22 protein-coding genes are annotated in these 21,705 nt (G+C 63.3%); 11 read left to right on the top strand and 11 right to left on the bottom strand.

Annotated features, from left to right (window positions below):
* Positions 1 to 23: 23 nt before the first annotated feature.
* The 4 genes from Q4G20_RS05660 to Q4G20_RS05645 are packed head-to-tail and all read right to left on the bottom strand — an operon-like array spanning position 24 to position 6,590.
* The gene (locus Q4G20_RS05660) at positions 24 to 2,081 is read right to left on the bottom strand and encodes a glutamine amidotransferase (RefSeq protein ID WP_303342408.1); all 2,058 of its coding nucleotides are present in this window, start codon (positions 2,079 to 2,081) and stop codon (positions 24 to 26) included.
* Positions 2,078 to 4,723 carry a DUF4159 domain-containing protein gene (locus Q4G20_RS05655; protein ID WP_303342407.1) on the bottom strand — a complete coding sequence of 882 codons (2,646 nt, stop codon included), beginning with the start codon at positions 4,721 to 4,723 and terminating at the stop codon, positions 2,078 to 2,080. The genes Q4G20_RS05660 and Q4G20_RS05655 overlap by 4 nt, the downstream gene beginning before the upstream one ends.
* Entirely contained in the window at positions 4,723 to 5,589 is an 867-nt protein-coding gene (locus tag Q4G20_RS05650; protein WP_303342406.1) for a DUF58 domain-containing protein, read from the bottom strand. The genes Q4G20_RS05655 and Q4G20_RS05650 overlap by 1 nt, the downstream gene beginning before the upstream one ends.
* Positions 5,586 to 6,590 (bottom strand): MoxR family ATPase, encoded by a 1,005-nt coding sequence (locus Q4G20_RS05645; RefSeq protein WP_303342405.1) that lies wholly within the window; start codon positions 6,588 to 6,590, stop codon positions 5,586 to 5,588. Before Q4G20_RS05645 ends, Q4G20_RS05650 begins: the two co-directional genes overlap by 4 nt.
* Positions 6,591 to 6,654: 64 nt before the next feature.
* Here Q4G20_RS05645 and Q4G20_RS05640 point away from each other — a divergent pair, with 64 nt between their 5' ends.
* The 7 genes from Q4G20_RS05640 (at position 6,655) to metK (ending at position 14,219) form a co-directional block, all read left to right on the top strand.
* The gene (locus Q4G20_RS05640) at positions 6,655 to 7,200 is read left to right on the top strand and encodes a DUF1285 domain-containing protein (RefSeq protein WP_303342404.1); all 546 of its coding nucleotides are present in this window, start codon (positions 6,655 to 6,657) and stop codon (positions 7,198 to 7,200) included.
* 2 nt (positions 7,201 to 7,202) lie between these two features.
* Entirely contained in the window at positions 7,203 to 7,958 is a 756-nt protein-coding gene (locus tag Q4G20_RS05635; RefSeq protein ID WP_303342403.1) for a hydroxypyruvate isomerase family protein, read from the top strand.
* Between the two features lie 336 nt (positions 7,959 to 8,294).
* Positions 8,295 to 10,115 (top strand): translational GTPase TypA, encoded by a 1,821-nt coding sequence (gene typA, locus Q4G20_RS05630; protein ID WP_303342402.1) that lies wholly within the window; start codon positions 8,295 to 8,297, stop codon positions 10,113 to 10,115.
* 171 nt (positions 10,116 to 10,286) lie between these two features.
* Positions 10,287 to 10,802 carry a TetR/AcrR family transcriptional regulator gene (locus Q4G20_RS05625; RefSeq protein WP_303342401.1) on the top strand — a complete coding sequence of 172 codons (516 nt, stop codon included), beginning with the start codon at positions 10,287 to 10,289 and terminating at the stop codon, positions 10,800 to 10,802.
* Positions 10,803 to 10,893: 91 nt separating this feature from the next.
* Positions 10,894 to 12,285 carry an adenosylhomocysteinase gene (gene ahcY / locus Q4G20_RS05620; RefSeq protein ID WP_303342400.1) on the top strand — a complete coding sequence of 464 codons (1,392 nt, stop codon included), beginning with the start codon at positions 10,894 to 10,896 and terminating at the stop codon, positions 12,283 to 12,285.
* A gap of 12 nt (positions 12,286 to 12,297) precedes the next feature.
* Entirely contained in the window at positions 12,298 to 13,044 is a 747-nt protein-coding gene (locus Q4G20_RS05615; protein WP_303342399.1) for a cyclopropane-fatty-acyl-phospholipid synthase family protein, read from the top strand.
* The gene (metK, locus tag Q4G20_RS05610; RefSeq protein ID WP_303342398.1) at positions 13,041 to 14,219 is read left to right on the top strand and encodes a methionine adenosyltransferase; all 1,179 of its coding nucleotides are present in this window, start codon (positions 13,041 to 13,043) and stop codon (positions 14,217 to 14,219) included. Before Q4G20_RS05615 ends, metK begins: the two co-directional genes overlap by 4 nt.
* A gap of 194 nt (positions 14,220 to 14,413) precedes the next feature.
* On the opposite strand, the gene Q4G20_RS05605 is transcribed toward metK, so the two are convergent.
* Positions 14,414 to 14,875: a type II toxin-antitoxin system RatA family toxin gene (locus tag Q4G20_RS05605; RefSeq protein WP_303342397.1), complete on the bottom strand. Its 462-nt coding sequence runs from the start codon at positions 14,873 to 14,875 to the stop codon at positions 14,414 to 14,416.
* Positions 14,876 to 14,923: 48 nt separating this feature from the next.
* On the opposite strand from Q4G20_RS05605, the gene Q4G20_RS05600 reads away from it, so the two are divergent.
* The gene (locus Q4G20_RS05600) at positions 14,924 to 15,109 is read left to right on the top strand and encodes a hypothetical protein (RefSeq protein WP_303342396.1); all 186 of its coding nucleotides are present in this window, start codon (positions 14,924 to 14,926) and stop codon (positions 15,107 to 15,109) included.
* A 110-nt stretch (positions 15,110 to 15,219) separates the two neighbouring features.
* On the opposite strand, the gene Q4G20_RS05595 is transcribed toward Q4G20_RS05600, so the two are convergent.
* Positions 15,220 to 16,065 carry a neutral zinc metallopeptidase gene (locus Q4G20_RS05595; RefSeq protein ID WP_303342395.1) on the bottom strand — a complete coding sequence of 282 codons (846 nt, stop codon included), beginning with the start codon at positions 16,063 to 16,065 and terminating at the stop codon, positions 15,220 to 15,222.
* A gap of 150 nt (positions 16,066 to 16,215) precedes the next feature.
* Between Q4G20_RS05595 and Q4G20_RS05590 the strand changes: the two genes are divergently transcribed.
* From Q4G20_RS05590 to Q4G20_RS05580, 3 genes are read left to right on the top strand one after another with little or no spacing between them, the layout of a single operon-like run.
* A complete protein-coding gene (locus Q4G20_RS05590) occupies positions 16,216 to 16,794 on the top strand; it encodes a YqaA family protein (RefSeq protein WP_303342394.1) in 579 nt (192 codons plus the stop codon).
* Positions 16,791 to 17,258 carry a disulfide bond formation protein B gene (locus tag Q4G20_RS05585; protein WP_303342393.1) on the top strand — a complete coding sequence of 156 codons (468 nt, stop codon included), beginning with the start codon at positions 16,791 to 16,793 and terminating at the stop codon, positions 17,256 to 17,258. Before Q4G20_RS05590 ends, Q4G20_RS05585 begins: the two co-directional genes overlap by 4 nt.
* The gene (locus tag Q4G20_RS05580; RefSeq protein WP_303342392.1) at positions 17,192 to 17,836 is read left to right on the top strand and encodes a hypothetical protein; all 645 of its coding nucleotides are present in this window, start codon (positions 17,192 to 17,194) and stop codon (positions 17,834 to 17,836) included. The genes Q4G20_RS05585 and Q4G20_RS05580 overlap by 67 nt, the downstream gene beginning before the upstream one ends.
* A 150-nt stretch (positions 17,837 to 17,986) precedes the next feature.
* Here the strand turns inward: Q4G20_RS05580 and Q4G20_RS05575 are convergent, their stop codons facing one another.
* The 5 genes from Q4G20_RS05575 to Q4G20_RS05555 all read right to left on the bottom strand — a co-directional run.
* Positions 17,987 to 19,024 (bottom strand): site-specific integrase, encoded by a 1,038-nt coding sequence (locus Q4G20_RS05575; protein ID WP_303342391.1) that lies wholly within the window; start codon positions 19,022 to 19,024, stop codon positions 17,987 to 17,989.
* Positions 19,025 to 19,095: 71 nt separating this feature from the next.
* Positions 19,096 to 19,434 carry a helix-turn-helix transcriptional regulator gene (locus tag Q4G20_RS05570; protein WP_303342390.1) on the bottom strand — a complete coding sequence of 113 codons (339 nt, stop codon included), beginning with the start codon at positions 19,432 to 19,434 and terminating at the stop codon, positions 19,096 to 19,098.
* 208 nt (positions 19,435 to 19,642) lie between these two features.
* The gene (locus Q4G20_RS05565) at positions 19,643 to 20,329 is read right to left on the bottom strand and encodes a DUF2786 domain-containing protein (RefSeq protein WP_303342389.1); all 687 of its coding nucleotides are present in this window, start codon (positions 20,327 to 20,329) and stop codon (positions 19,643 to 19,645) included.
* 157 nt (positions 20,330 to 20,486) lie between these two features.
* The gene (locus Q4G20_RS05560) at positions 20,487 to 20,912 is read right to left on the bottom strand and encodes a hypothetical protein (protein WP_303342388.1); all 426 of its coding nucleotides are present in this window, start codon (positions 20,910 to 20,912) and stop codon (positions 20,487 to 20,489) included.
* Positions 20,913 to 20,976: 64 nt separating this feature from the next.
* A partial coding sequence (locus Q4G20_RS05555) for a hypothetical protein (protein WP_303342387.1) occupies positions 20,977 to 21,705 on the bottom strand: 729 nt, incomplete at its 5' end.

Raw genomic sequence — 21,705 nt, 5'->3', positions numbered from 1 at the left:
CCTTTGACGTTTTTATTGGGTTATCAAATCGGGTTGCGGGTTGGCAAGCGTGGCGGGCGGCGACCCTCGGACAGCCAAGCGGTCAGGATCAGCGCCGCAATCACGGCAAGCCATGCCCAACCCGGCAACAGGGGCGTGCGTTCCAGCCCCGTGACCGTCGCCGCATCGCGGGGGGTGACGCCGATCCAGCCGCGACCATGCGTCGCGCGCCCCGCAGACACCGCGCGCAGATCCGGCACGCCATCCGACAGGCGATGCACCGCCCCGCCCGAGGCCGTGACCAGCGGCACCAGCCCGTCCGCATCCGCAACCGTTTGTTCAAATTCGCGCGGCGCGGCGGGGCCAAGCGCCAGAACCCGCGTCACATCGCCGTCGCGCAACCGATACAGCCCCGGTTCGGGCGCGGCCCAATCCGCGACCCATCGCCCCGGACCGGCGGGCGTCAGGGCCAATTCCTGCACCGACCCATCGGGCGCGGTGATGGTCAGCGGTCCGGCATCCCCCTGCATCGTGCGGCGGGTGAACCGCACCCGCAGATCGGTGGCGTCGGCCAGAAGGGTTTCTTCTTCCAGTTCGGGTTCCTTCATCGACCAATGGGCGATGCGGCGCAGCAGGTCCAGCTGAGGGCCTCCGCCTTCGAAGCCACGGCCCCACAGCCAGACCTGATCGGATGCCAGCATCGCCACGCGCCCCGCCTCCACGCGGTTCAGGATCAACAGTGGCGCATCATCCGCGCCCGTCATCGCGACCTGAGCGCCGGGCTCGGCCACCGTTTCGACCATGCGCAGCCAGCGGCCCCAGTCGCCCGTCATTCCCGCCGTCACCGGGTGGCGCTGCCCCGCATCGGTCAGCATGGGCAGGAACGGTGCGTCGATCACGCGCCCCGTCGGACGCGCGGGCATGATCCGACCCAAAGGCGACAGATGCAGCCCGCCGACCCCCGCCATTTCCGGCCCGCCCGCGATCAGCACCGCGCCGCCCTGTTCGACGTAACGCGCGATATTGTCGTAATAATCCGGCGGCAAAATGCCCTGCACCCGGTAACGGTCCAGAATGATCAGGTCGAAATCATGGATGCGGTCCTGAAACAATTCGCGCGTGGGAAAGGCGATCAGCGCCAATTCCGTGACCGGCACCGCGTCCTGTTTTCCCGGCGGGCGCAGAATGGTGAAGTGGATCAAATCCACCGCCGCATCGGATTTCAGCAGATTGCGCCAGGTCCGTTCTCCGGCATGGGGGACGCCCGACACCAACAGCACCCGCAGCCGGTCCCGCACGCCGTTGATGTTCAGCACGGCGGCGTTGTTGCGGTCGGTCAGTTCGCCCGCCACCGGATCAACCGCCAGATGGATGACGTTCTGCCCCGCATGGCGCAGCGTGATGGGCAGCGTCAGCGGCGTGTTCAGCGGCACGGCAAAGACTTGGGCATCTTCGCCATCGACGGAAATACGCAGATTGGTGGTGGAGGCAGGCGGAGCCGCGCCTTGGTCGTCAATGCGCAGGGTCAGGGTGGTTTCCTGGTCGATCAAGCCAAATGCCGGGGCCTGTTCGATGACCAGCCGCCGGTCCCAATCCCCGGGCTGTCCGGTCAGCAGGACATGCAGCGGCGCAGGCAGATCATCAGGCAACAGCGCCGCGTCATGCAGCCGCCCATCCGTCACCGCAATCACCCCCGCCAGACGATTTCCCGGTTCCGCCGCCACGGCCTGCGCCAGCGCCGCGCCCAGAGCCGTGCCGTCCGGGTCATCGCCCACCGTCACCCGGCGCAGTTCGGTGTCGGGCAGCGCGGCGATGCGCGCGGTCAGGTCGATGATGGCGCGGTCGGTCTGCGCGGCGCGTCCGGGCAGGGACTGGCTGGCCGACCGGTCGTCGATCAGCACGACAATATCGGTCAGCCCCGCGCGCGTCGCGGTTTCCAGCGCCGGTCCTGTCAGCGCCGCCGCCACAGCCAGCCCCGCCAATCCGCGCCACGCCCAACCGCGCAGGCCCCGCCACGCGGCCCCGCCCGCCACGATCAACGCCAGCACCGCCAGACCCGCGATAACCGGCCACGGCAACAAAGGGGCGAATTGCAGGGTCATTGTCCCCCCTCGGTCGCCAGACGTTCCAACAGGGCCGGGACATGCACCTGATCGGATTTGTAATTTCCGGTCAGCACATACATGATCAGGTTGATCCCGAAACGATAGGCCAGTTCGCGCTGATGGTCGCCGTCCCAGCCACGCCCGACGGGATGCGTAAACCGGCCGTGATCCGTCACGCCCCACGCCTCGGCCCACGCATTGCCGCCAATAATAACCGGAGTCACCCCGTCATTCAGATGCCGGAACCCGGCGGCGGTTTGATCGGATGCGGCGGGGGCCTCGGCCCAGATGGGGTTGCCCTGCCAGCGTCCGGGGAAATCATCCAGCAGGTAAAAGGTCCGCGTCAGAACATGGTCATCCGGCACCGGGGCCAGCGGCGGAATATCCAACGGCGCGGCCAGCATCTGCAACGCGCCCGACCGGTCCGGCCCGCCCACGCCCGCCAGATCACCGTCGCGCGTGTCAAACAGGATCATCCCCCCCGACCGCAAAAACGCGTTCAGCCGCAGATAAGCCTGCGGATCGGGCAGCGGCTGCGTATCCGTTACCGGCCAATAGAGGAACGTCAGCACCGACAGATCATCGCGATTCAGGTCCACCCCGACCGGACGCCCCGGTTCAACCGAGGTGCGCGCATGAAGCGCCTGCGACAGCCCCCTCAGCCCTGAATGTGACGCCGCGTCAACATCGGCGTCGCCGGTAATGACATAGGCCAGCGCGACTTCATCCGCGGCCCGGATCAGGTCAGGCGACAGGTCTTGCGCCATCGCGCGGGGGGCGGCGGGCAGCGCCAGCAGCAGCGCGACCACCAGCCCGCGCACCAGAACCGACCCCACCGCGTCCAGCGCCAGCAACAGCGCCGCCGCCACCAGCAACACCCCGCGCAGATCGCGCCCCGGATCATCGGCCTGTATCACCGCGCCCGGCCATTCCGCAGGGCGAAACGCCGCCCCCGCATGCAGCGCAACCCGCCGTTCCCCCGCCGCATAGATCCCGGCGGGACGATCCACCCCCGGCCCGCGCGCCAGATCATCGGCGGCGACCGGCGACAGCCCCACCGGATCAACCGCGCGGCCAAATCCGTTCAGCACCGTTTCCGGCGTCCAAAATGGCTGATCCTGCATCCCGGTTTCCGCGACCGGCGACAGCCGCGCCGTCGCAATCAGCCGCGCCAGCATATCGACGAACAACCCCGACAGAGGCAGGTTCGACCATTCCGCATTGGCCGTCACATGGAACAGCACAACCTGCCCCTGCCCCAGCCGGTCGCGCGTCACCAGCGGGGTGTTATCCGACAGCGCCGCAATCGTGAAATCTCCCAAGACGGGCGAAGGCTGCGCCATCAACTGCGCCCTGACCGCCACATCATCCGGCGCTGTCAGCCCCGCGAAAACGCCATCCGCCGCAAACGGAGCCAACCCGCGCGGCGCCCCCCAGGACAGCGCGCCGCCAATGTCGCGCCCCCCCTGACGCAGCGGCACCGGCAGCAGCGGTTCGCCCGTCAGATCATCATAACCCGCCATGCGCGGCCCCGCGAACCGGATCAGCAAGCCGCCCTGCCCGACCCATTCGACCAGCCGGTCAGGGTCCGACAGCCCGACCTGATCCGCCAGAATGATGACATCGGGCGCGGTGTTCAGCAGGTCGGACAGCCCGCCTTCGACGACATCGGCAATGGGGGTCAGGGCTTGGCGCAGGTAATGGGTCTGGGACAGCAGTTCCTGCCCCTCGGCCCCCGGATCGCCGACCAGCGCGACCTTGCGCCGCCGAACGCGATCATCGGCCAGAACGACCGCGCCCGCGTGATCCTGACCAATGATCTGGAACCGGGCGATCCGGTTCCGCAATTCCGGCGGCAGCGAAATTTGGATCAGGTCGTCGCCATCCAGCCGCGCCAGTTCGCGGCTGGTCCCCTGCGGGTCAGGGCCAATCGCCGCGATCTGCGCCGCGCCGTTGACGCGCAACGCGGGCGTGTCGCCGGGTTCCAGCATCAGCGTTTGCAGCGCGCGAAGGGGCGGCGCGACGGTCACAGCCCCCCGCGCGGTCAGCGCCGATAACCACGCCGCGCGGCCCGGATAATCGGTGCCATCCGCCAGCCACAGCGTTGTGATTGGCCCATCGGGCAGCTCCACCGCGTCAGGCAGGGCCGAGCCCCACGCCACCGGCTGCGCGCCGCGCAAGGCGGGCAACAGCGCGTCGCCCGTCTGAAACGTCACCGCTCCGCCGCGCCCATCGGCCAGCATCAGCGCCGCCGGACGCCCCGCCGCCGCCGCATCCGACAGCGCGCGTTCGGCGCGGGCCTGACGCGCGGGCCAGTCATTCCCGGCGGCATAGCCCGCATCCATCACCACCAACAACGGCCCGGTCGCAGGGGCCTGCGCCACCGGACGCCAGACCGGCCCGGCAAAGGCGATAATCAGCGCCGCCACCGCCGCCAGACGCAGCAGCAACAACCACCACGGCGTGCGCCTTGCCTGCGGGTGGCGGTCCACCAGCCCCGCCAGCAACGCGACACCCGGAAAGACCACACGGCGCGGCGCGGGCGGCATCGCGCGCAGCATCACCCACAGCACCGGCAGCGCGATCAGCGCCGACAGAACCCACGGCGCGGCAAATCCCAGCGGACCCAGCAGCAGCATCAGCCCCCCATCGCCCGCCACAACCACGCCAGCGCATCGCCCGCCGCGTGATCCGTGCGGTGACTGTGAAACGCCCATGCCGCGCGGCCCGCGTGATCCGCCAGCCACGCCTGACGCTGCGCCAACCGCTCCAGATAGGCCGCGCGCAGCCCCGCCGCGTCGCGGCTGTCATGGCGGGCGGCACCCGACGCGGAATGAAACTCAACCGCGCCCACGAATGGAAAATCCGCCTCGGCGGCGTCGAGGATTTGCAGCAGAACCCCGGTCGCGCCCATGCCCGCCGCCTGCGCCAGAAAGGACGGCAGCCAATCCGGTTCGGCCAGAAAATCCCCAATCAGAACAACGCGCTGATGCGGACGCAGGGCGTGGCGCGGGGGGGCGTCATCGTCGCCCGACGCGACCGGCGCAGCCAACAGCGATTGCGCCAGGCTATCGGCCTGCGCCCGCCCCGACCGCGCTGCCTGATCCAACAACCCGACCCGTTCGCCCCCGCGCAGCAGCAGCAACCCCAGAGCCAGCGCGATGACCTGCGCGCGGTCTCGTTTTGTCACCGCGCCGGGGCTGGCAAAGCCCATCCCCTGACCGGCGGACACCCAGATCATCGCGCTTTGGGCCGTTTGCGCCTGACGGTCGCGCACATATTCGGCATCCGACCGGGCCGAACGCCGCCAGTCGATGTTGCGCGCGCTGTCACCCGCATGGGCGGGGCGGTATTGCCAGAAATCGTCACCTACGCCCGCGCGGCGCAGGCCATGCGCGCCGGGGGCCACCATCGCGGCCAATCGTGTGGCCGACAGCATCAGCCCCGGCAGGGCAGCGCTGACCGCCTCGGCGCGGGCGCGCAGATCGGCGGGCGCGGGGGTCATGCGGCGCGCAGCCCGTCGCGCGTGTCCAGCAGCCGCGCGATCAGCCCGTCCACCGTATCGCCCCGCGCCCGGCCCGCGAATGACAACGCCATGCGGTGACGCAGAACCGGCGCGGCCATGGCGGCCACGTCATCCAGCGAGGGCGCAAACCGCCCATGCAGCACGGCACGCGCGCGACAGACCAGCATCAGCGCCTGCGCCGCGCGCGGCCCCGGCCCCCAGATCAGCGCATCCCCGATCACCGCCGCCGATTCATCGGTGCCGGGACGGGCGGCGCGGACCAGATCCAGAATCGTTTCAACCACCGAATCACCGACGGGCATCTGGCGGATCAGCCTCTGCGCCGCGATCAAGCCGTCCGCGTCAAAGGCCCGGTGCGCCACGCCATCATCCACCCCCGTCGTCGCCAGCAAAATATCGCGTTCCGTCGCGCGGTCGGGATAATCCACGTCGATCTGCAACAGGAAACGGTCCAGTTGCGCTTCGGGCAAGGGATAGGTTCCCTCTTGTTCAATGGGGTTTTGCGTGGCCAGAACGTGAAACGGGCGGCCCAGATCGCGGTGCTGGCCGCTGACCGTCACCTGCCGTTCCTGCATCGCCTGCAACAGCGCCGATTGCGTGCGCGGGCTGGCGCGGTTGATTTCATCGGCCATCAGCAATTGCGTAAACACCGGCCCCTGAATGAACCGGAACGCGCGGCTGCCATCGGGGGCGGTGTCCAAGACCTCGGACCCCAGAATATCGGCGGGCATCAGGTCGGGGGTGAACTGAACGCGGGCGCTGTCCAGCCCCAGAACCGTGGCCAGCGTATCCACCAGCATGGTTTTGCCCAAACCCGGCTGCCCGACCAGCAACGCATGACCGCCCGCCAGAATCGCGGCCAGCACCTGTTCGACAACGGCGTGCTGCCCGACAAAGCGATGCTCGATGCTGGCCCGCGCTTGCCCCAGCACCTGCCCCAAGGATTGCACCTGATGCACCAGATGTTCGTCTGCGGTCATGACAACGCCCCTTGCTTATCTTAGGGTGGACCATAGGCACTAACACCGGGGGCGACCAGATCGAATGGCTGAAAAGACTGACAACAGCGTGAACGCCGACGGCATCGCCGCCTCGGCCACCCGCGCGGCCAAGGGCGCAGGCCCCGCGCCGGTGCATCTGTGGAACCCGCCCTTTTGCGGCGATCTGGATATGGAGATTCGCGCCGACGGGACGTGGTTTTACAACGGCACCCCCATCGGGCGCCCCGCCATGGTGCGGCTGTTTTCCAACATCCTGAAGCGCGAAGGCGACGCCTATTTTCTGGTGACTCCGGTCGAAAAGGTGGGGATTCGCGTGGTGGATGCGCCGTTCGTGGCGGTTGACGCCGATCTGGGCGCTGACATTACCCTGACCACGCATGTGGGCGACCGGGTGGTGGTGGGGCCGGATCACCCCATCACGATGCGCGGGACGGCTGACGAACCGCGCCCCTATGTCCATGTGCGCGGCGGTCTGGACGCGCTGATTGACCGCAAGACATTTTACCGTCTGGCCGACGCCGCGCAGCCCGGACCCGATGGCCGCGTGGGCGTTACATCAGGCGGCGTTTTTTATTCACTGGAGCCGTAACCATGCCGCGATTTTCTGCCAATCTGACTTTGCTTTTTACCGAACTCGGCGTGCTGAAACGGTTTCAGGCGGCGGCGGATGCGGGCTTTACGGGGGCCGAGTTTCTGTTCCCCTATGACGTAAAGGTGGCCGATCTGGCCAAGGCATGTGGCGATGCGGGGCTGGATTGGGTGTTGATGAACTGCCCGCCGCCAAACTGGGCCGGAGGACCGCGCGGCTTTGCGGCTGTGCCAGACCATCAGGACCGCTTTCGCCGCGATTTCGAACGATCCATGCGCGTGGCCGAGGCGCTGAACAGCACCCATCTGCACATCATGTCGGGCAAAGCCAGTGGGCCGCAAGCCTATGATACCATGGTTGAAAACCTGATCTGGGCCGCTGACCGCGCGCCCCATATCAGCCTGACGATTGAACCGATCAACCAAGACCATATGCCCGGCTATTTCCTGTCGGATTTCGGGCTGGCCATGGATATTCTGGACGCGGTGAACGCGCCTAATCTGGCGATGCAGTTTGACGCCTATCACGCGCAGGTCATCACCGGCGACATGATGGCGTGCTGGGATCAGGTGCGCAGGCGGGTGCGCCACATCCAGATCGCGGGCTGGCCGGGGCGGCACGAACCCAACCGGGGCCGTCTGGATTACCCGGCCTTTTTCGACCGTCTGGACGCCGACGGCTACAAAGGGTGGGTCAGCGCCGAATACAATCCGCATTTCCGCACCGATGGGGGCTTGGACTGGCTGCCCAAGGGTTAATGAAAATTTATCGCTCTGATACGGGAACCCGGCGGCGTTTTCATCGTTCACCCCACAGAAGGATCGCACATCACGCTGTCGCGAGCCATAAACCAAGGGGAAGTTACCATGAATTCCATTATTTACATCGTCGGCCTGATTGTCGTCGTTCTGTTCATCCTGTCGTTTCTGGGCCTGCGCTAAGCGCGTCCGACGGCATAACGCGGCGATCTGGCAGGATCGTGGCGGCGCGACATACGCCCTTTGCAGCCGCTGCAAGGGGCGTTTTGCGCTTTTGCCGCTGGCGTTTTGGACCGCCATCCGCTAACGGGGCGGCGAACCGCACGGAAAGGCCCCATGGATATTCGCAACATCGCCATCATCGCCCACGTTGACCACGGTAAAACCACGCTGGTTGACCAACTGCTGCGCCAGTCAGGGTCGTTCCGTGAAAATCAGGCCGTGGCCGAACGTGTCATGGACAGCAACGACATTGAACGCGAACGCGGCATCACCATTCTGGCCAAAGCGACCAGCGTCGAATGGAAAGGCACCCGCATCAACATCGTGGACACCCCCGGTCACGCCGATTTCGGCGGCGAGGTGGAACGCATCCTGTCGATGGTGGACGGGGTGTGTCTGTTGGTGGACGCCGCCGAAGGCCCGATGCCGCAAACGAAATTCGTGACCTCCAAGGCATTGGCCCTTGGGCTGCGTCCCATCGTTGTGCTGAACAAAGTGGACAAACCCGCCGCCGAACCCGATCAGGCTCTGGACGAAGTGTTTGACCTGTTCGCAAACTTGGGCGCGAATGACGAACAGCTGGATTTCCCGCATGTCTATGCGTCGGGGATTGGCGGCTGGGCCGACGCAACGCTGGACGGTCCGCGTCAGGATATGTCGGCGCTGTTCGACCTGATCTTGCAGCATGTGCAGCCGCCGAAACAGATCGAACGCGAAGCCGAGCCGTTCCAGATGCTGGCCGTGACGCTGGGGTCGGACAACTTTCTGGGCCGTCTGCTGACCGGCCGGGTCGAGGCGGGCCGCGCCAAGGCGGGCGACACCGTCAAGGCGCTGTCGCGTGATGGCGAACGGATCGAACAGTTCCGCATCAGCAAAATTCTGGCCTTTCGCGGCCTGACGCAGCAACCCATCGACGAGGCCGTGGCCGGGGACATCGTGACGCTGGCCGGGATGGCCAAGGCGACCGTGGCCGATACGCTGTGCGCCCCCGATGTGGACACCGCCCTGCCCGCGCAGCCGATTGATCCGCCCACCATCAGCGTGACCTTTGGCATCAATGACAGCCCCTTGGCCGGTCGTGACGGCAATAAGGTGCAGTCGCGCGTCATCCGCGAACGCCTGATGAAAGAGGCCGAATCAAACGTCGCCATCCGGGTCGAGGATACCCCCGGCGGCGAAGCCTTTATCGTGTCGGGCCGTGGCGAATTGCAGATGGGCGTGTTGATCGAAAACATGCGCCGCGAAGGATTCGAACTGTCCATCAGCCGCCCGCGCGTCATCTTTGGCGAAGAAAACGGCGAACGGATGGAGCCGATCGAAGAAGTCATCATCGACGTTGACGATGACTATACCGGCGCTGTGATCGAAAAACTGACCGGCGACCGCAAAGGCGACATGGTGGATATGCGCCCCGCAGGTCACGGCAAAACCCGCATCGTGGCGCATGTGCCGTCGCGCGGCTTGATCGGCTATCACGGCGAATTCATGACCGACACGCGCGGCAACGGCGTGCTGAACCGCATTTTCCACGGCTGGGCGCCCTATAAAGGCGCGATTCAGGGCCGCCGTCAGGGCGTTCTGATTTCGATGGAGGACGGCGTTTCCGTCGCCTATGCCCTGTGGAACCTGGAAGATCGCGGCAAAATGTTCATCGGCGCGCAGGAACAGGTGTATCAAGGCATGATCATCGGCGAACACTCGCGCGACAACGACCTTGAGGTGAACCCGCTGAAAGGCAAAAAACTGACCAACGTCCGCGCATCCGGCACGGACGAAGCGGTTCGCCTGACGCCCCCCGTCCGCATGTCGCTGGAAGAGGCGATCGCCTATATCAACGACGACGAACTGGTCGAAGTGACGCCGAAAAACATCCGCCTGCGCAAACGCTATCTTGACCCGCATGAACGGAAGCGTCAGGCTCGGGCCGACGGATAAGGCACCGTCAGACGACACACGCAGCATTCTATCAGTATCGGCTGTCATAACATGGAACAGGATGGCGACGCATATGCGGGGCCAGCATCATCAGGTTCGCGCCATGGCCAACTGACCAAGGCTTTGGTCCGTTTGTTGGAACGGTCTCGCACAACCCAACGCCTGCCAGGCATGGCTGACATCGCCACCGAGGCGGGCGTGGGGCTGGACGATGCAAACGCGATGTTCCCCGACGAACACGCCGTTCTGATGGGCGTGATCGAGGTCGCGTATCTGCGCCTGTTTGACCTGTCCACCCGCACGGCGGGCGCGGTCGCCAATGCCGATCCGGTCGAACAGATGCGCGCCATGGGCGAAGCCTATCTGGACTGGGCCTTTGAAAACCCGGCGCTGTTTTTGGTGGCGTCGGACCGGACGCATCTGGACTTTGTCAACGACCCCACGTTGCGGCGCTATATTCAGGCGATGCGGCAGCTGACCGAAAGCATGTTGCAGCGCGCGCTTGATGCCGGGCGCTTCCCCGGCAACGAAGACATCAACATCCTGCTCTTGGGCGCGCGGACTTATGTGTATGGCATGGCGCGGCTGAATGCGGATGGCCATTTCCCCGAATGGATGCCCGACATTCCCGACCGGCTGGAGCTGTGCAAACGCACGCTGCGCGATTATCTGCGTCGCGTGGTTTAGGGGCGCGGGCGGCACGAATTATCGCTTTCGGTTGCGGTCGCGTTGCGCTATCCCCCGCGCTAACTGACGCCTGAACAGGGGACACGCAACCGTGACCGACTACGTTATCCGCGACATCACGCTGGCTGATTATGGCCGCAAAGAACTGGACATTGCCGAAACCGAAATGCCGGGCCTGATGGCGCTGCGCGCGGAATATGGCGATGCCAAACCGCTGGCGGGCGCACGCATCGCCGGTTCGCTGCATATGACCATCCAGACCGCCGTTCTGATCGAAACGCTGGTCGCCTTGGGTGCCGATGTCCGCTGGGCGTCGTGCAACATCTATTCGACCCAAGATCACGCGGCGGCCGCAATCGCCGCAACCGGCGTGCCGGTGTTCGCAATCAAGGGTGAAACGCTGGCCGAATACTGGGCCTATACCGACCAGATTTTCCAATTCGCCGATGGCACCGCGAACCTGATTCTGGACGATGGCGGCGATGCGACGCTGTATATCCTGCTGGGCGCGCGGGTGGAATCGGGCGAAACCGGCCTGATCGACACCCCCACCAGCGAAGAAGAAGAGGCTCTGTTCGCCCAGATCAAAAAACGTCTGGCGCAATCGCCGGGTTGGTTCACCCAGCAACGCGACGCGATCCAAGGCGTGTCCGAGGAAACCACGACCGGGGTTCATCGCCTCTATGATCTGCATAAGAAAGGCTTGCTGCCCTTCCCGGCGATCAACGTGAATGACAGCGTGACGAAATCGAAATTCGACAACAAATATGGCTGCAAAGAATCGCTGGTTGACGGCATCCGCCGCGCCACCGATGTGATGATGGCGGGCAAGGTCGCCGTGGTCTGCGGTTATGGCGATGTGGGCAAAGGCAGCGCCGCATCGCTGGCCGGTGCCGGCGCCCGCGTCAAAGTGACCGAAGTTGACCCGATTTGCGCCCTGCAAGCCGCCATGGACGGGTTCGAGGTCGTGACGCTGGAAGACGTCGCCGCCACGGCGGACATCTTTATCACCACCACCGGCAACAAAGACGTCATCCGTCTGGAACATATGCGCGAGATGAAAGATATGGCCATCGTCGGCAATATCGGCCATTTCGACAACGAAATTCAGGTCGCCGCTCTGCGCAACCACAAATGGACGAATATCAAAGATCAGGTGGATATGATCGAAATGCCGTCCGGCGCGCGGATCATTCTGCTGTCGCAGGGGCGTTTGCTGAATCTGGGCAACGCGACCGGGCATCCGTCCTTTGTCATGTCGGCGTCGTTCACCAATCAGGTTCTGGCGCAGATCGAATTGTGGACCAAGGGCGATGAATACCAGCCCGGCGTTTACATCCTGCCCAAAGCCTTGGATGAAAAGGTCGCGCGCCTGCATCTGGACCGCATCGGGGTCAAACTGTCGAAACTGTCGCAGGAACAGGCCGATTATATCGGCGTGACGCCCGAAGGCCCGTTCAAATCCGATCACTATCGCTATTGATCGGGCGTTGCGATGACCCGCCCGGCCGATCCTGATTTCTCGGCGCTGACGCGTGACGATCTGGCGCATCTGATCCTGCAACGGTCTCAGGTGCTGGCGGATGTGCCGCAGGCGGGGCAGGTCATCCGGGCGTGGTCAAACGGCGACGCCGCGCCGCTGATGGCGCAGGTGGACCGGCTGGGCGCGGATGTGGCCGCGCGGGCCTTTGACGGGATCGCGGCGGAATATGAAGGCTTGCGCGATGTGCTGGCCGAACTGGCCCCCGCCCGGATCGCCGATATCGGCTGTGGCTATGCGTTCTTTGACCTGCTGGCATGGCGGAATTTGGGCTGTGATCTGGTGCTGATTGACACGGAAACCAACGATCACCGCTATTTCGGCTATGCCAAGCAGGGCGCGGCCTATAGCAACCTGACCACGGCGGCGCGGTTTCTCAAGGGCAACGGCGTGCCAGACGCGGCGCTGACGGTGGTGAACCCCGACCGGCACAGCCTGCGCGACACCGGCCCGGTGGACCTGATCGTCAGCTTTCTGGCCTGCGGGTTTCACTGGCCCGCCGCCAGCTATCTGGATTATTTTCGCACCAATCTGCGCCCCGGAGGCGCCATTCTTCTGGACCTGCGCGACCGCAGCGCAGCGCAGCAACTGGAAGAACTTGCGCCTCTGGGTCGTATTCACACACTGCCGTCGCCCCCCAAGGCCCGGCGCATTTTTATCAAGACATCAACTGAAACGACAGCAAAACGGAAACCTTCATGACGGAATACAGCCTGTTCACCTCGGAATCCGTGACCGAGGGCCATCCCGACAAAATCGCCGACCAGATCAGCGACGCCATTCTGGACGCCATCCTGGCCGAAGACGCCCGCGCCCGCGTCGCCTGCGAAACCATGGTCAAAACCGGGGTCGCGATCATTTCGGGCGAGATTACGACCTCCGCCTGGGTGGATCTGGAATCCATCGTGCGCGGCGTGATCAACGACATCGGCTATACCAGCAGCGATGTGGGGTTTGACGGATCGACCTGTTCGGTCATCAACATCATCGGCAAGCAATCGCCTGAAATTAACCAAGGCGTGGACCGCGAGAGCCTTGAGGAACAAGGCGCCGGCGATCAGGGCCTGATGTTCGGCTATGCCAGCGACGAAACCGATGTGCTGATGCCCGCGCCAATCACCTATGCCCACCGTCTGGTGGAACGCCAGTCGCAGGTCCGCCGCGACGGCACGCTGTCATGGCTGCGCCCGGATGCGAAATCGCAGGTCACGCTGCGCTATGACGAACAGGGCCGCCCGCAGGCGATTGACGCCGTGGTTCTGTCCACGCAGCACAGCCCCGACATCGCGCTGAACGACCTGCGCGACGCAGTGATCGAAGAGATCATCAAACCCGTGCTGCCCGCCGAATGGCTGTCGGATCAGACGAAATACTTTATCAACCCGACCGGCAAATTCGTGATCGGCGGCCCGGTGGGCGATTGCGGCCTGACCGGGCGCAAAATCATCGTGGACAGTTACGGCGGCATGGCCCGCCACGGCGGCGGCGCGTTTTCGGGCAAAGACCCGTCCAAGGTGGACCGCAGCGCCGCCTATGCCGGTCGTTGGGTGGCGAAAAACATCGTCGCCGCCGGTCTGGCGAAACGCTGTGAAATTCAGGTCAGCTATGCGATCGGAGTGGCGGAACCGACCTCGATTTCGCTGAACTGTTTTGGGACGGAAACGGTGCCGGTGGACAAAATCATCGCCGCCGTGCGTCAGGTGTTCGACCTGCGCCCCTTTGCGATCATCCGCGAACTGGATTTGCTGCACCCGATCTATCGCCCGACCGCCAGCTATGGCCATTTCGGCCGCGCCCCCTATGCGCTCAATGGCGCGACGGCGTTCAGTTGGGAACAAACCAACAAGGCCGAGGATCTGCGCGCCGCGCTGACCTAACCCCATGGGCCGCCTGTCACGGGCGGCCCTTTCCCGTACCGTCGCCGCGGGGACTGCCGCCCCCGCACCCCCGCGGATATTTATGCACAGAAGATAACAAGCGTCGCGCCTCGTATTATCTTCTGTGCATAAATATCCATCTTTTGGGGCAACGTGGCGGCTCTGCGCCATCGTTGCGGGTGCAGAGTCCCGGCTCAGCCATACAAAACCTTGGCCCGGTCTTCGAACGCGCGGACGATGCGGGACATAGCTTCGTTGAACACCACGCCGATCAGCTTTTGCAAAATCGCGTTGCGGAATTCGAAATCGACAAAGAAGGCCACATCGCAGCCGCCATCCGGGTTGTCGCGGAACGTCCAGCCGCTGTGCAGATGTTTGAAGGGACCATCCAGATAGTCGGTATCAATCCGCAGCGCGCCGTCGTCATGGTCGGGGCGCAGAACCACGCGGCTGCCAAAGCGTTCGCGAAACACCTTGAAGCTGATGACCAGATCGGCGGCGATTTCGGTTCCTCCATCCGGCAAGTCACGCCGCGACCGGATGCGGGCGGCGCTGTTCCATGGTAAAAACTGGGGATAGCTTTCAATATCGGCGACCAGATCATACATCTGGCGCGCAGTATAGGGGAGATGGCGGCTGTCCTGATGGTGGGGCAAGGCTGGCTCTTATCGTTGGATACTGTGCCTTAACAGGCAGGGGGTAGGATGAACAATATGATATGGCTGTTGCGGGCGGTTCGGTGGGCACGCAGACCGCCCAGCGAACGCATGGTGCTAATGGTGTTCGGCATTATCGCCGTGGGTCTGGCGATTGCGGGGCTGCAATGGCTGGGCTGGTGGCCGGAATGGGCCACGCTGGACCATGGCCGCCGTCCGCCTTTGCCGCGTTAAGTCGTTAATCGGCGCGTTGTTTCTGCGGGCGCGGCGCGCCAATTGCCAGCGTGATGCCAAAGGCCGTCACGATCCCCGCCAGCAGCGTTATGGTCAGCATCGGTTCCCCCTTATCCGCGCGCCTGAGCGAATGTATCGCATCGCGCCATGTTTCCAGATTCAAAGCCGCGCATCAGCCATGTGCGGCGCTGTTCCGCCGTGCCATGGGTGAAGCTGTCCGGCACCGGCACGCGCCCCGCCCCCGATTGCAGGGCGTCATCGCCCACGGCCTCGGCCGCGCGCATCGCGTCCTCAAGATCGCCGGGTTCGAGGATACCAAACTGCTGCTGCGCGTGGCGCGCCCAGATCCCGGCATAGCAATCGGCCTGTAGCTCGGTCAGAACCGACAGCGCGTTTGATTGGCGTTCGCTGACCTGACCGCGCATCCGGTGAACCTGACCCAGCGTGCCGGTCAGGTTCTGGACGTGGTGGCCGACCTCGTGCGCGACGACATAGGCGGCGGCGAAATCGCCCCCCGCGCCCATGCGCCGATCCATCATGTCAAAGAAATCGGTATCCAGATAAATCCGCTGATCGCCGGGGCAGTAAAACGGCCCCATGGCCGAGCTGGCCCCGCCACAGGCCGACTGCACCGCGCCGCTGAACAGAACCAGCGTCGGTTCGCGATAGGCGATCCCCGCCTGATCGCGCAGGACGGGCGCCCAGACCTCTTCGGTGTCAGCCAGAACGACGGACACCAGCTGACCCCAGCGTTCCTGATCAGCGGTCAAGGGGCGGTTCGTTTGCTGCGTCTGCGCGCCTTGGTCGTTCAACAGCGGCGTGACATCCACGCCAAAGAAATACCCGACCGCCAGCACAACCAGCGTGCCAACCACCCCAATGCCGCTGACCGCGCCGCCGCCCATTCTGCGGCGATCTTCGATATTGCTGCTGCCGCGGCGGTTTTGCCATCTCATGTCGGGAAATCCTTATATCTGACGCGGAACGCGGATTGCGGGCTTTGGTTCCATGACAACATGGTTACAGCGCGTTTTGCGCCGCGCAATGGCCTTGACGTGGCGTTTCGAACGCCGCAAGGAACGCGCATAACAACCAAGGACACGCATATGCTGCGCAGGCTGTATAACTGGACCATGGGGCTGGCGGGGCATCGCCACGCAATGTCGGCCCTGTTCGGCGTCAGTTTTGTTGAAAGTTCGTTTTTCCCGATTCCGCCCGATGTGCTGATGATCCCGATGGTGTTGGCGCAGCGGGCCAAGGCGTGGATCATCGCATCGGTTGCCACGCTGGGGTCGGTGCTGGGCGCGCTGTTTGGGTATTGGATTGGCGCGGTTCTGATGGACTCTGTCGGCCAATGGGTGCTGCGCGTTTACGGGAAAGAAGACGCCTATGCCGATCTGGCCGTGCGTTTCGCCGAATATGGCGGCTGGGCGGTGCTGTTTGCGGCACTGACGCCGTTCCCGTTCAAGGTGATCACGATCTTTTCCGGCGCGGTCGGGCTGTCGCTGCCGGTGTTTATCATCACCTCCATCATCGGGCGCGCGGGGCGGTTCTTTGTCGTGTGCGGGTTGCTGTATTTCTTTGGCGAACGCATCCGCGACTTTATTGAAAAACGTCTGGGGCTGGTGTTCACGGTGTTTATGGTGTGCCTGCTGGGCGGCTTTGTCGCGCTGAGGTATCTGTGAACGCGCGCCAATTCACGGCACTGGCGGGCGCGGGGTCGGCGTTTTTGCTGATCGGCGCCTTGGGCTTTCAGGCGGCGGGATATGCGCCTTGCCCGATGTGTATTCTGCAACGCTGGCCGCATCTGGCCGCCGTGGTGATTGCGGCGGCGATCTGGGCGACCGGATGGCTGCGCGCGGGCGCGGTGCTGGGCGTGGTTGCGGCTTTGGTCGCCACCGGGCTGGCGGTGCAGCATGTCGGGGTGGAACAAGGCTGGTGGGCTGGCCCGACCACCTGTTCCAGCGGCATCGGTGATCTGGCGCGCATGTCGGCGCAGGATCTGATGGCGCGGCTGCAAACCGCCCCCGTCATCCGCTGCGACGAAGTGGCGTGGAGCCTGTTCGGAATATCTATGGCCGGATGGAACGCGCTGTTTTCCGCCGGTCTGGTGGGCGTCTGGTCGCTGGCTTTGTGGAGGTCGCGATGATCGGGGCCGCGCTGTTGCTGGCCGCTGTGCCGCATCTGACGGATGACGGGCGGATCATCCTGCCCGATGACGTGCTGATCCCCGATCTGGGCGATGCGCCGCTGGCCCTGCATGACGATTCGGACGATTGGTGGCGCGACCATCACGTGATCGCGGTGACGCAGACCGAAACGGCGGGCTATTCCGGCGGCGGCGCGATGATCACAACGCTGCATCTGCTGCACCCGACCGGCGCGCTTGCGCTGTCGCTGCCCATCAGCGCGTCAAAAACGATCCGCGCCTGTTATTCCGAAGCCGACTATATCGCGCGCAACGATCAATGCGCCGATCTGTATGATTTCGACGCGACCCTGACCCCCGGCGCGGATGGGGCGCTGATTTACCAAACCCACGCCACACAATTTCCGCCCAATGCGTCGCTGGATACCGACAACGCCCGGCTACCGGTCGCCCCCGACGCTGACGCCGAAACGGTGGCGCGCTGCACCTTTACGCGCGTGTTTTACCCCCATACGGCAACGAACAGCTGGCGCCCCATCCGCCCCCTGCCCGACTGCGCCGATTTCACCGCCATCTAAGGGGCGCGACCGCTGCTTCTTCTGTGTCTAAATACTCAATTAGGCACGAGTTTTTCAGGAGGCGTTGTTTGTCTTTCAGATCAGAGGGTTAAGCGAGTGGTTACGTCTAGTGGGTCCATACGGTGTCAATATCGTGTCAGTCTTGTTTCCTCACGCTCCCTTCAGCAATTCTCTAGCCTTAGCAGCTACATCTTGACCTTCCAAGTGCGCGTATTTGGCGGACATGGAGGCCGTTGTGTGGCCTAGCAGTTTTGCCAACTCGTGTAGGCTCATACCACGCCTTACCAGCTTTGATCCAAAAGTGTCGCGCAGGCTGTGGACCGTTGCTGTCCCCCTTTGGGCGATTAGCCGTTCATCCGTGTTACAAACCGCTTCTAGCGCCTCCCTGACAGCTTCTAGGCCCGTCCGGGCATGAGGGAAGGGCGTTGGTAAGTTCCGCCGTCTGTTAAGCATGTCCACCACCCTATCGGTCAGCGGGACCACACTAAGGGATGCCGTTTTGACCCGGTAAACCTCGAAAAGCCGCGCCGTCAGGTTCAAATCCGACCAACGCGCGTTGGCTAACTCACTACGCCGTGTCCCTGTGTCCAGAAGAAAGATCAGAATGTCCAAACCCTCGGCGTAGCGTTGGGCCTGACCTCGACGATCCCAGAGCCATTGATACACGGCTGCTTCTTCATCCTCTGTCAGGTATCTGGTTTTGACAAAGCGCGGTAAAGTCTTGAACTCAAGGTCGCGATAGACCCGGAAGGTCTTCATATGGGCGTGATGAACGACGCTTAGAAAGCGGGTCTCCAGATTCACCGAGTTTGGCTTAAGGCCCTCACTAAGCCGTGCCCTGCGGTGTTGTTCTAAATGGCTGTCCCGCAACTCGTGCAGTTTGATTCCCTTGGGGAGGTGCCACGCGCCGGGGACAGATGTAAGACCCAGCCACTTTCGCGCCATTGCTTCGTAGGTTCCGCGTGTCCCTCCTGTGACCGTCTGGGCGGTTCGGTCGAAAGCGTCTGACACGGCTATCTCCGGCTTATCCCCAAGCTGCGCGGCGTTTTGAGCCTGTGAATAGGCGTCCAGCATTACGCGGTTAGCCTCGGTTTTGTTCTGGCGTTTGGTCGATTCCCGGTGACGCTTCCCGTCAACCGAAAAGTCATACCACCAGAACGGCGATCCTGTCTTTCTATACAGCTTCATGCGTTACTCCATTCTTGTCTAGTGGGTCCATATACGCCTTGCTTTAGACCAGTTCAAGGCAGGTCGTTTAGTTAGGACTCAAAGCCCCCTTTCTGTAGGGCAATAAGGGCCAACTTTATTTCGGCCCGAGACTTACCGCCAAACAACGCATCTTTGACCTCTGGATAGTGTTCGCGCATACAGCGTAAAACCCAATCGTGACGGTCGATGCAAAGCGTGTTGGCAATAGGCACCCAAAGGGACGGCGGGATGGCGATGTAGCCTAGCTCCATTTGGGACACCATCGTGTAGTATTCCAGACCGATAGCGTCGGCTAACGCCTTTTGAGTGAACCCTGCGGCGGTGCGCTTGTTGCGCAATTCGTTCCCTAGCCCGTCGGCGTTTCTTTGTCGTCTCTCCTGCGATAGCATCCATCTCTCCAGCTTTCGGGGTCAAGCCTTTGAAGCTCAACGCAAATTTCATTCATCAGGTCCGCGTCAAGCGAACCTTTCGCCAGAATCCTATAGAGAGTCCTAACAACGGTGTCCATGTTTAGCCTGTCCTGTAGTGCTGTGGTGACATAGTATGTCAGGAACAAAAGGGGAACCCCACAAGCGTGCCTGTAGGGTTCATGCGTGGTTATCCGATTGACTCGGCGGGATTCTTAGTTTGGCCTAGAGGTCGGTTCAGGTTCAGACCGTCAGCGACTTTACGACCCGCGTTGTAGGCGTTGGGGTCAGCGTGTCGTTGCCCCCTACGTTGTTTGTGCAGGGTGATGCCGCGCTCCTTGAACCACTCCGCCACGAGGTCGGATTTACGCAATGTAATAGCCGTGCCCGTGTCCGTCTTGGCTATGTGCCGTTGTTGGGCAAGCTCTTTCAGGCGTTCGTTCAGGCGCGAGGAGAAGCCCCAATAGTAACTCTGACGTTCCTTTGCGGCCCCTCCTGTGGCCTTACGAACCACATCCCAACTACGCTTAGCTGCGGCTGTGATGGTGGATGACAGGAATAGCGCCATTTCGACATCGTGGGGCAGACCCACGAAATGAATGTCAAGTCCCTGTTTGTATGGCTTTGTTTCGGTCAGCGCCGCTATACCCGCCCAACATGACGCCAGAGCCTCGTGATAACGGTGTGTCTGTCTGCCTGCGGCTGTCGTTTTGTATTCGGACAGATCAGCCTCGGTCAGGTCGAATTGGGTCAACAGCCTAGCGGCCATGGCGGCGGCAGTTGATGCCTCAGACTCGGACGCGGCGCTGTCATTGGCCTTGGCTCGCAAAGCGCGGATTCTGGCGGCGATCTTGTCGATGTTGGTTGATTGGGTCATGCTTTTAGTCCTGCTTTAGATTAGTCAAAGGGAAGCCCCGCGCTGTGGCGGGGCTTTGGTTACTTGTTGCGGTAAATTTCGGTCAGCCAGTCAGCGATACCGAGGATTGCCAGAATGGCGGCAGTGGTGGCGATGAAAGCGCAAAATGTGGCGAAGGTCACTTGCCGCCCTTCGCTCTCTCGTGGCACCACTCGATTGCGAACTCCAGCAAATCCCAACGAAAGACAGCGTAGTCGCTGTTGCGCCGGTCCCACATTTCGGCGGGGGTTGCTAGGTTATATGTTTCGTCGGCGGCGCAGGTATAGACGCTATCCACCCCGCCCTGAGTGGGGTGGTGTTGCGGCCTCACGGCTGGGCTGGGGACAGGGTAATAAAAACACCCTGAAAAATGGCCCCACGCTGTCATAGCCTCACTCCAAGCCTCGTCCACCCCACCCCAGTCAGGCGGGTTATCCATTGTGCGCCGGGCGGCGATCAGCGCGGAGCAAATGCCCCACTCGTCCCACGCGGCGGGGTCGGACATACGTGTGGCAACAGCCTCGAGGAGTCGTGCCAAGGCCGCATATTTGTTTTCGTCGGTCATCTTGTCTATCCTTTTGTTTTCATGTGGTTTTCCAGCCCCGCGATTGCGTGGGGCTGGTTGTTTGTCAGGCGTCGGCTTGGCTAATAATCGCCGCCACAATGTCCGCGCGTTTGGTGTTAGTCGCGATTGCGGTTGCGATCAGGTCAGCAATGAATTTTGCGGCGGCGACTTTGGTCGCCTTGTGGCCCGCCTCGTCGACCAGACGGGCGATAGCGGCGTCGAAATCGGCGGCGGTTTTGGCCTCGGATTCTGCCCGTTCGGCCCGCTCGCGGGCCGTCAGATCGTCCACAGACACACCGGCCTCCTCGGCGACGCGCGCCTTTTCGGCTGCCTTTTGGGCAGCAGTGTATTCGCGGCGGATAACAGTGGGGTTTTGCGATTTGTAATCCTCCAGACGATTGACGCCTAGGACGGTCAGCAGGTCGCGGGCGTCGTGGGCGGGCACGTTGAGAGCCTCCCACAACCACTTGCAGTTGCTGCGCAGGGCGGGGTCCAGCGACTGCGAGGCTGGGATTTTGTCCGCCAGATACGCCCCGTAAATTTTGGTGGAGCGAAACAGCGGCGCAACAGACGACGCAAACCGCCCCAAATCCAGATAGGCAGTCAGCAGGTCAGCGTCCCGGCGGGTGATAGCCTCGGACGCCGCAACAGCGGACGCGGTTTCGGCGGCGATCAGCGCGGGGTCGGCGCCGGGTTTGACCTCGTAACCGTCAACCAGCACAGGCTCCGGGGCTGACGTTTCGGCGGGGGCGGCGTCGGCGGCGGCGGCAGCGTCTTTCTTGGGGGCTTTCTT

The organism is Paracoccus sp. (in: a-proteobacteria), from assembly GCF_030538495.1.
Lineage (GTDB): Bacteria > Pseudomonadota > Alphaproteobacteria > Rhodobacterales > Rhodobacteraceae > Paracoccus.
This window is presented reverse-complemented; position numbering and strand designations above follow the sequence as displayed.

Bases quoted from the DNA above. Each gene is read 5' to 3' on its own strand.
- Q4G20_RS05595 (WP_303342395.1), bottom strand. From the start codon at position 16,065: ATGAGATGGCAAAACCGCCGCGGCAGCAGCAATATCGAAGATCGCCGC.
- typA (WP_303342402.1), top strand. From the start codon at position 8,295: ATGGATATTCGCAACATCGCCATCATCGCCCACGTTGACCACGGTAAA.
- Q4G20_RS05575 (WP_303342391.1), bottom strand. From the start codon at position 19,024: ATGAAGCTGTATAGAAAGACAGGATCGCCGTTCTGGTGGTATGACTTT.
- Q4G20_RS05635 (WP_303342403.1), top strand. From the start codon at position 7,203: ATGCCGCGATTTTCTGCCAATCTGACTTTGCTTTTTACCGAACTCGGC.
- Q4G20_RS05570 (WP_303342390.1), bottom strand. From the start codon at position 19,434: ATGCTATCGCAGGAGAGACGACAAAGAAACGCCGACGGGCTAGGGAAC.
- metK (WP_303342398.1), top strand. From the start codon at position 13,041: ATGACGGAATACAGCCTGTTCACCTCGGAATCCGTGACCGAGGGCCAT.
- Q4G20_RS05655 (WP_303342407.1), bottom strand. From the start codon at position 4,723: ATGCTGCTGCTGGGTCCGCTGGGATTTGCCGCGCCGTGGGTTCTGTCG.
- Q4G20_RS05560 (WP_303342388.1), bottom strand. From the start codon at position 20,912: ATGACCGACGAAAACAAATATGCGGCCTTGGCACGACTCCTCGAGGCT.
- Q4G20_RS05565 (WP_303342389.1), bottom strand. From the start codon at position 20,329: ATGACCCAATCAACCAACATCGACAAGATCGCCGCCAGAATCCGCGCT.
- Q4G20_RS05650 (WP_303342406.1), bottom strand. From the start codon at position 5,589: ATGACCCCCGCGCCCGCCGATCTGCGCGCCCGCGCCGAGGCGGTCAGC.
- Q4G20_RS05625 (WP_303342401.1), top strand. From the start codon at position 10,287: ATGGCTGACATCGCCACCGAGGCGGGCGTGGGGCTGGACGATGCAAAC.
- Q4G20_RS05580 (WP_303342392.1), top strand. From the start codon at position 17,192: ATGGAACGCGCTGTTTTCCGCCGGTCTGGTGGGCGTCTGGTCGCTGGC.
- Q4G20_RS05640 (WP_303342404.1), top strand. From the start codon at position 6,655: ATGGCTGAAAAGACTGACAACAGCGTGAACGCCGACGGCATCGCCGCC.
- Q4G20_RS05615 (WP_303342399.1), top strand. From the start codon at position 12,298: ATGACCCGCCCGGCCGATCCTGATTTCTCGGCGCTGACGCGTGACGAT.
- Q4G20_RS05645 (WP_303342405.1), bottom strand. From the start codon at position 6,590: ATGACCGCAGACGAACATCTGGTGCATCAGGTGCAATCCTTGGGGCAG.
- Q4G20_RS05590 (WP_303342394.1), top strand. From the start codon at position 16,216: ATGCTGCGCAGGCTGTATAACTGGACCATGGGGCTGGCGGGGCATCGC.
- Q4G20_RS05600 (WP_303342396.1), top strand. From the start codon at position 14,924: ATGAACAATATGATATGGCTGTTGCGGGCGGTTCGGTGGGCACGCAGA.
- Q4G20_RS05660 (WP_303342408.1), bottom strand. From the start codon at position 2,081: ATGACCCTGCAATTCGCCCCTTTGTTGCCGTGGCCGGTTATCGCGGGT.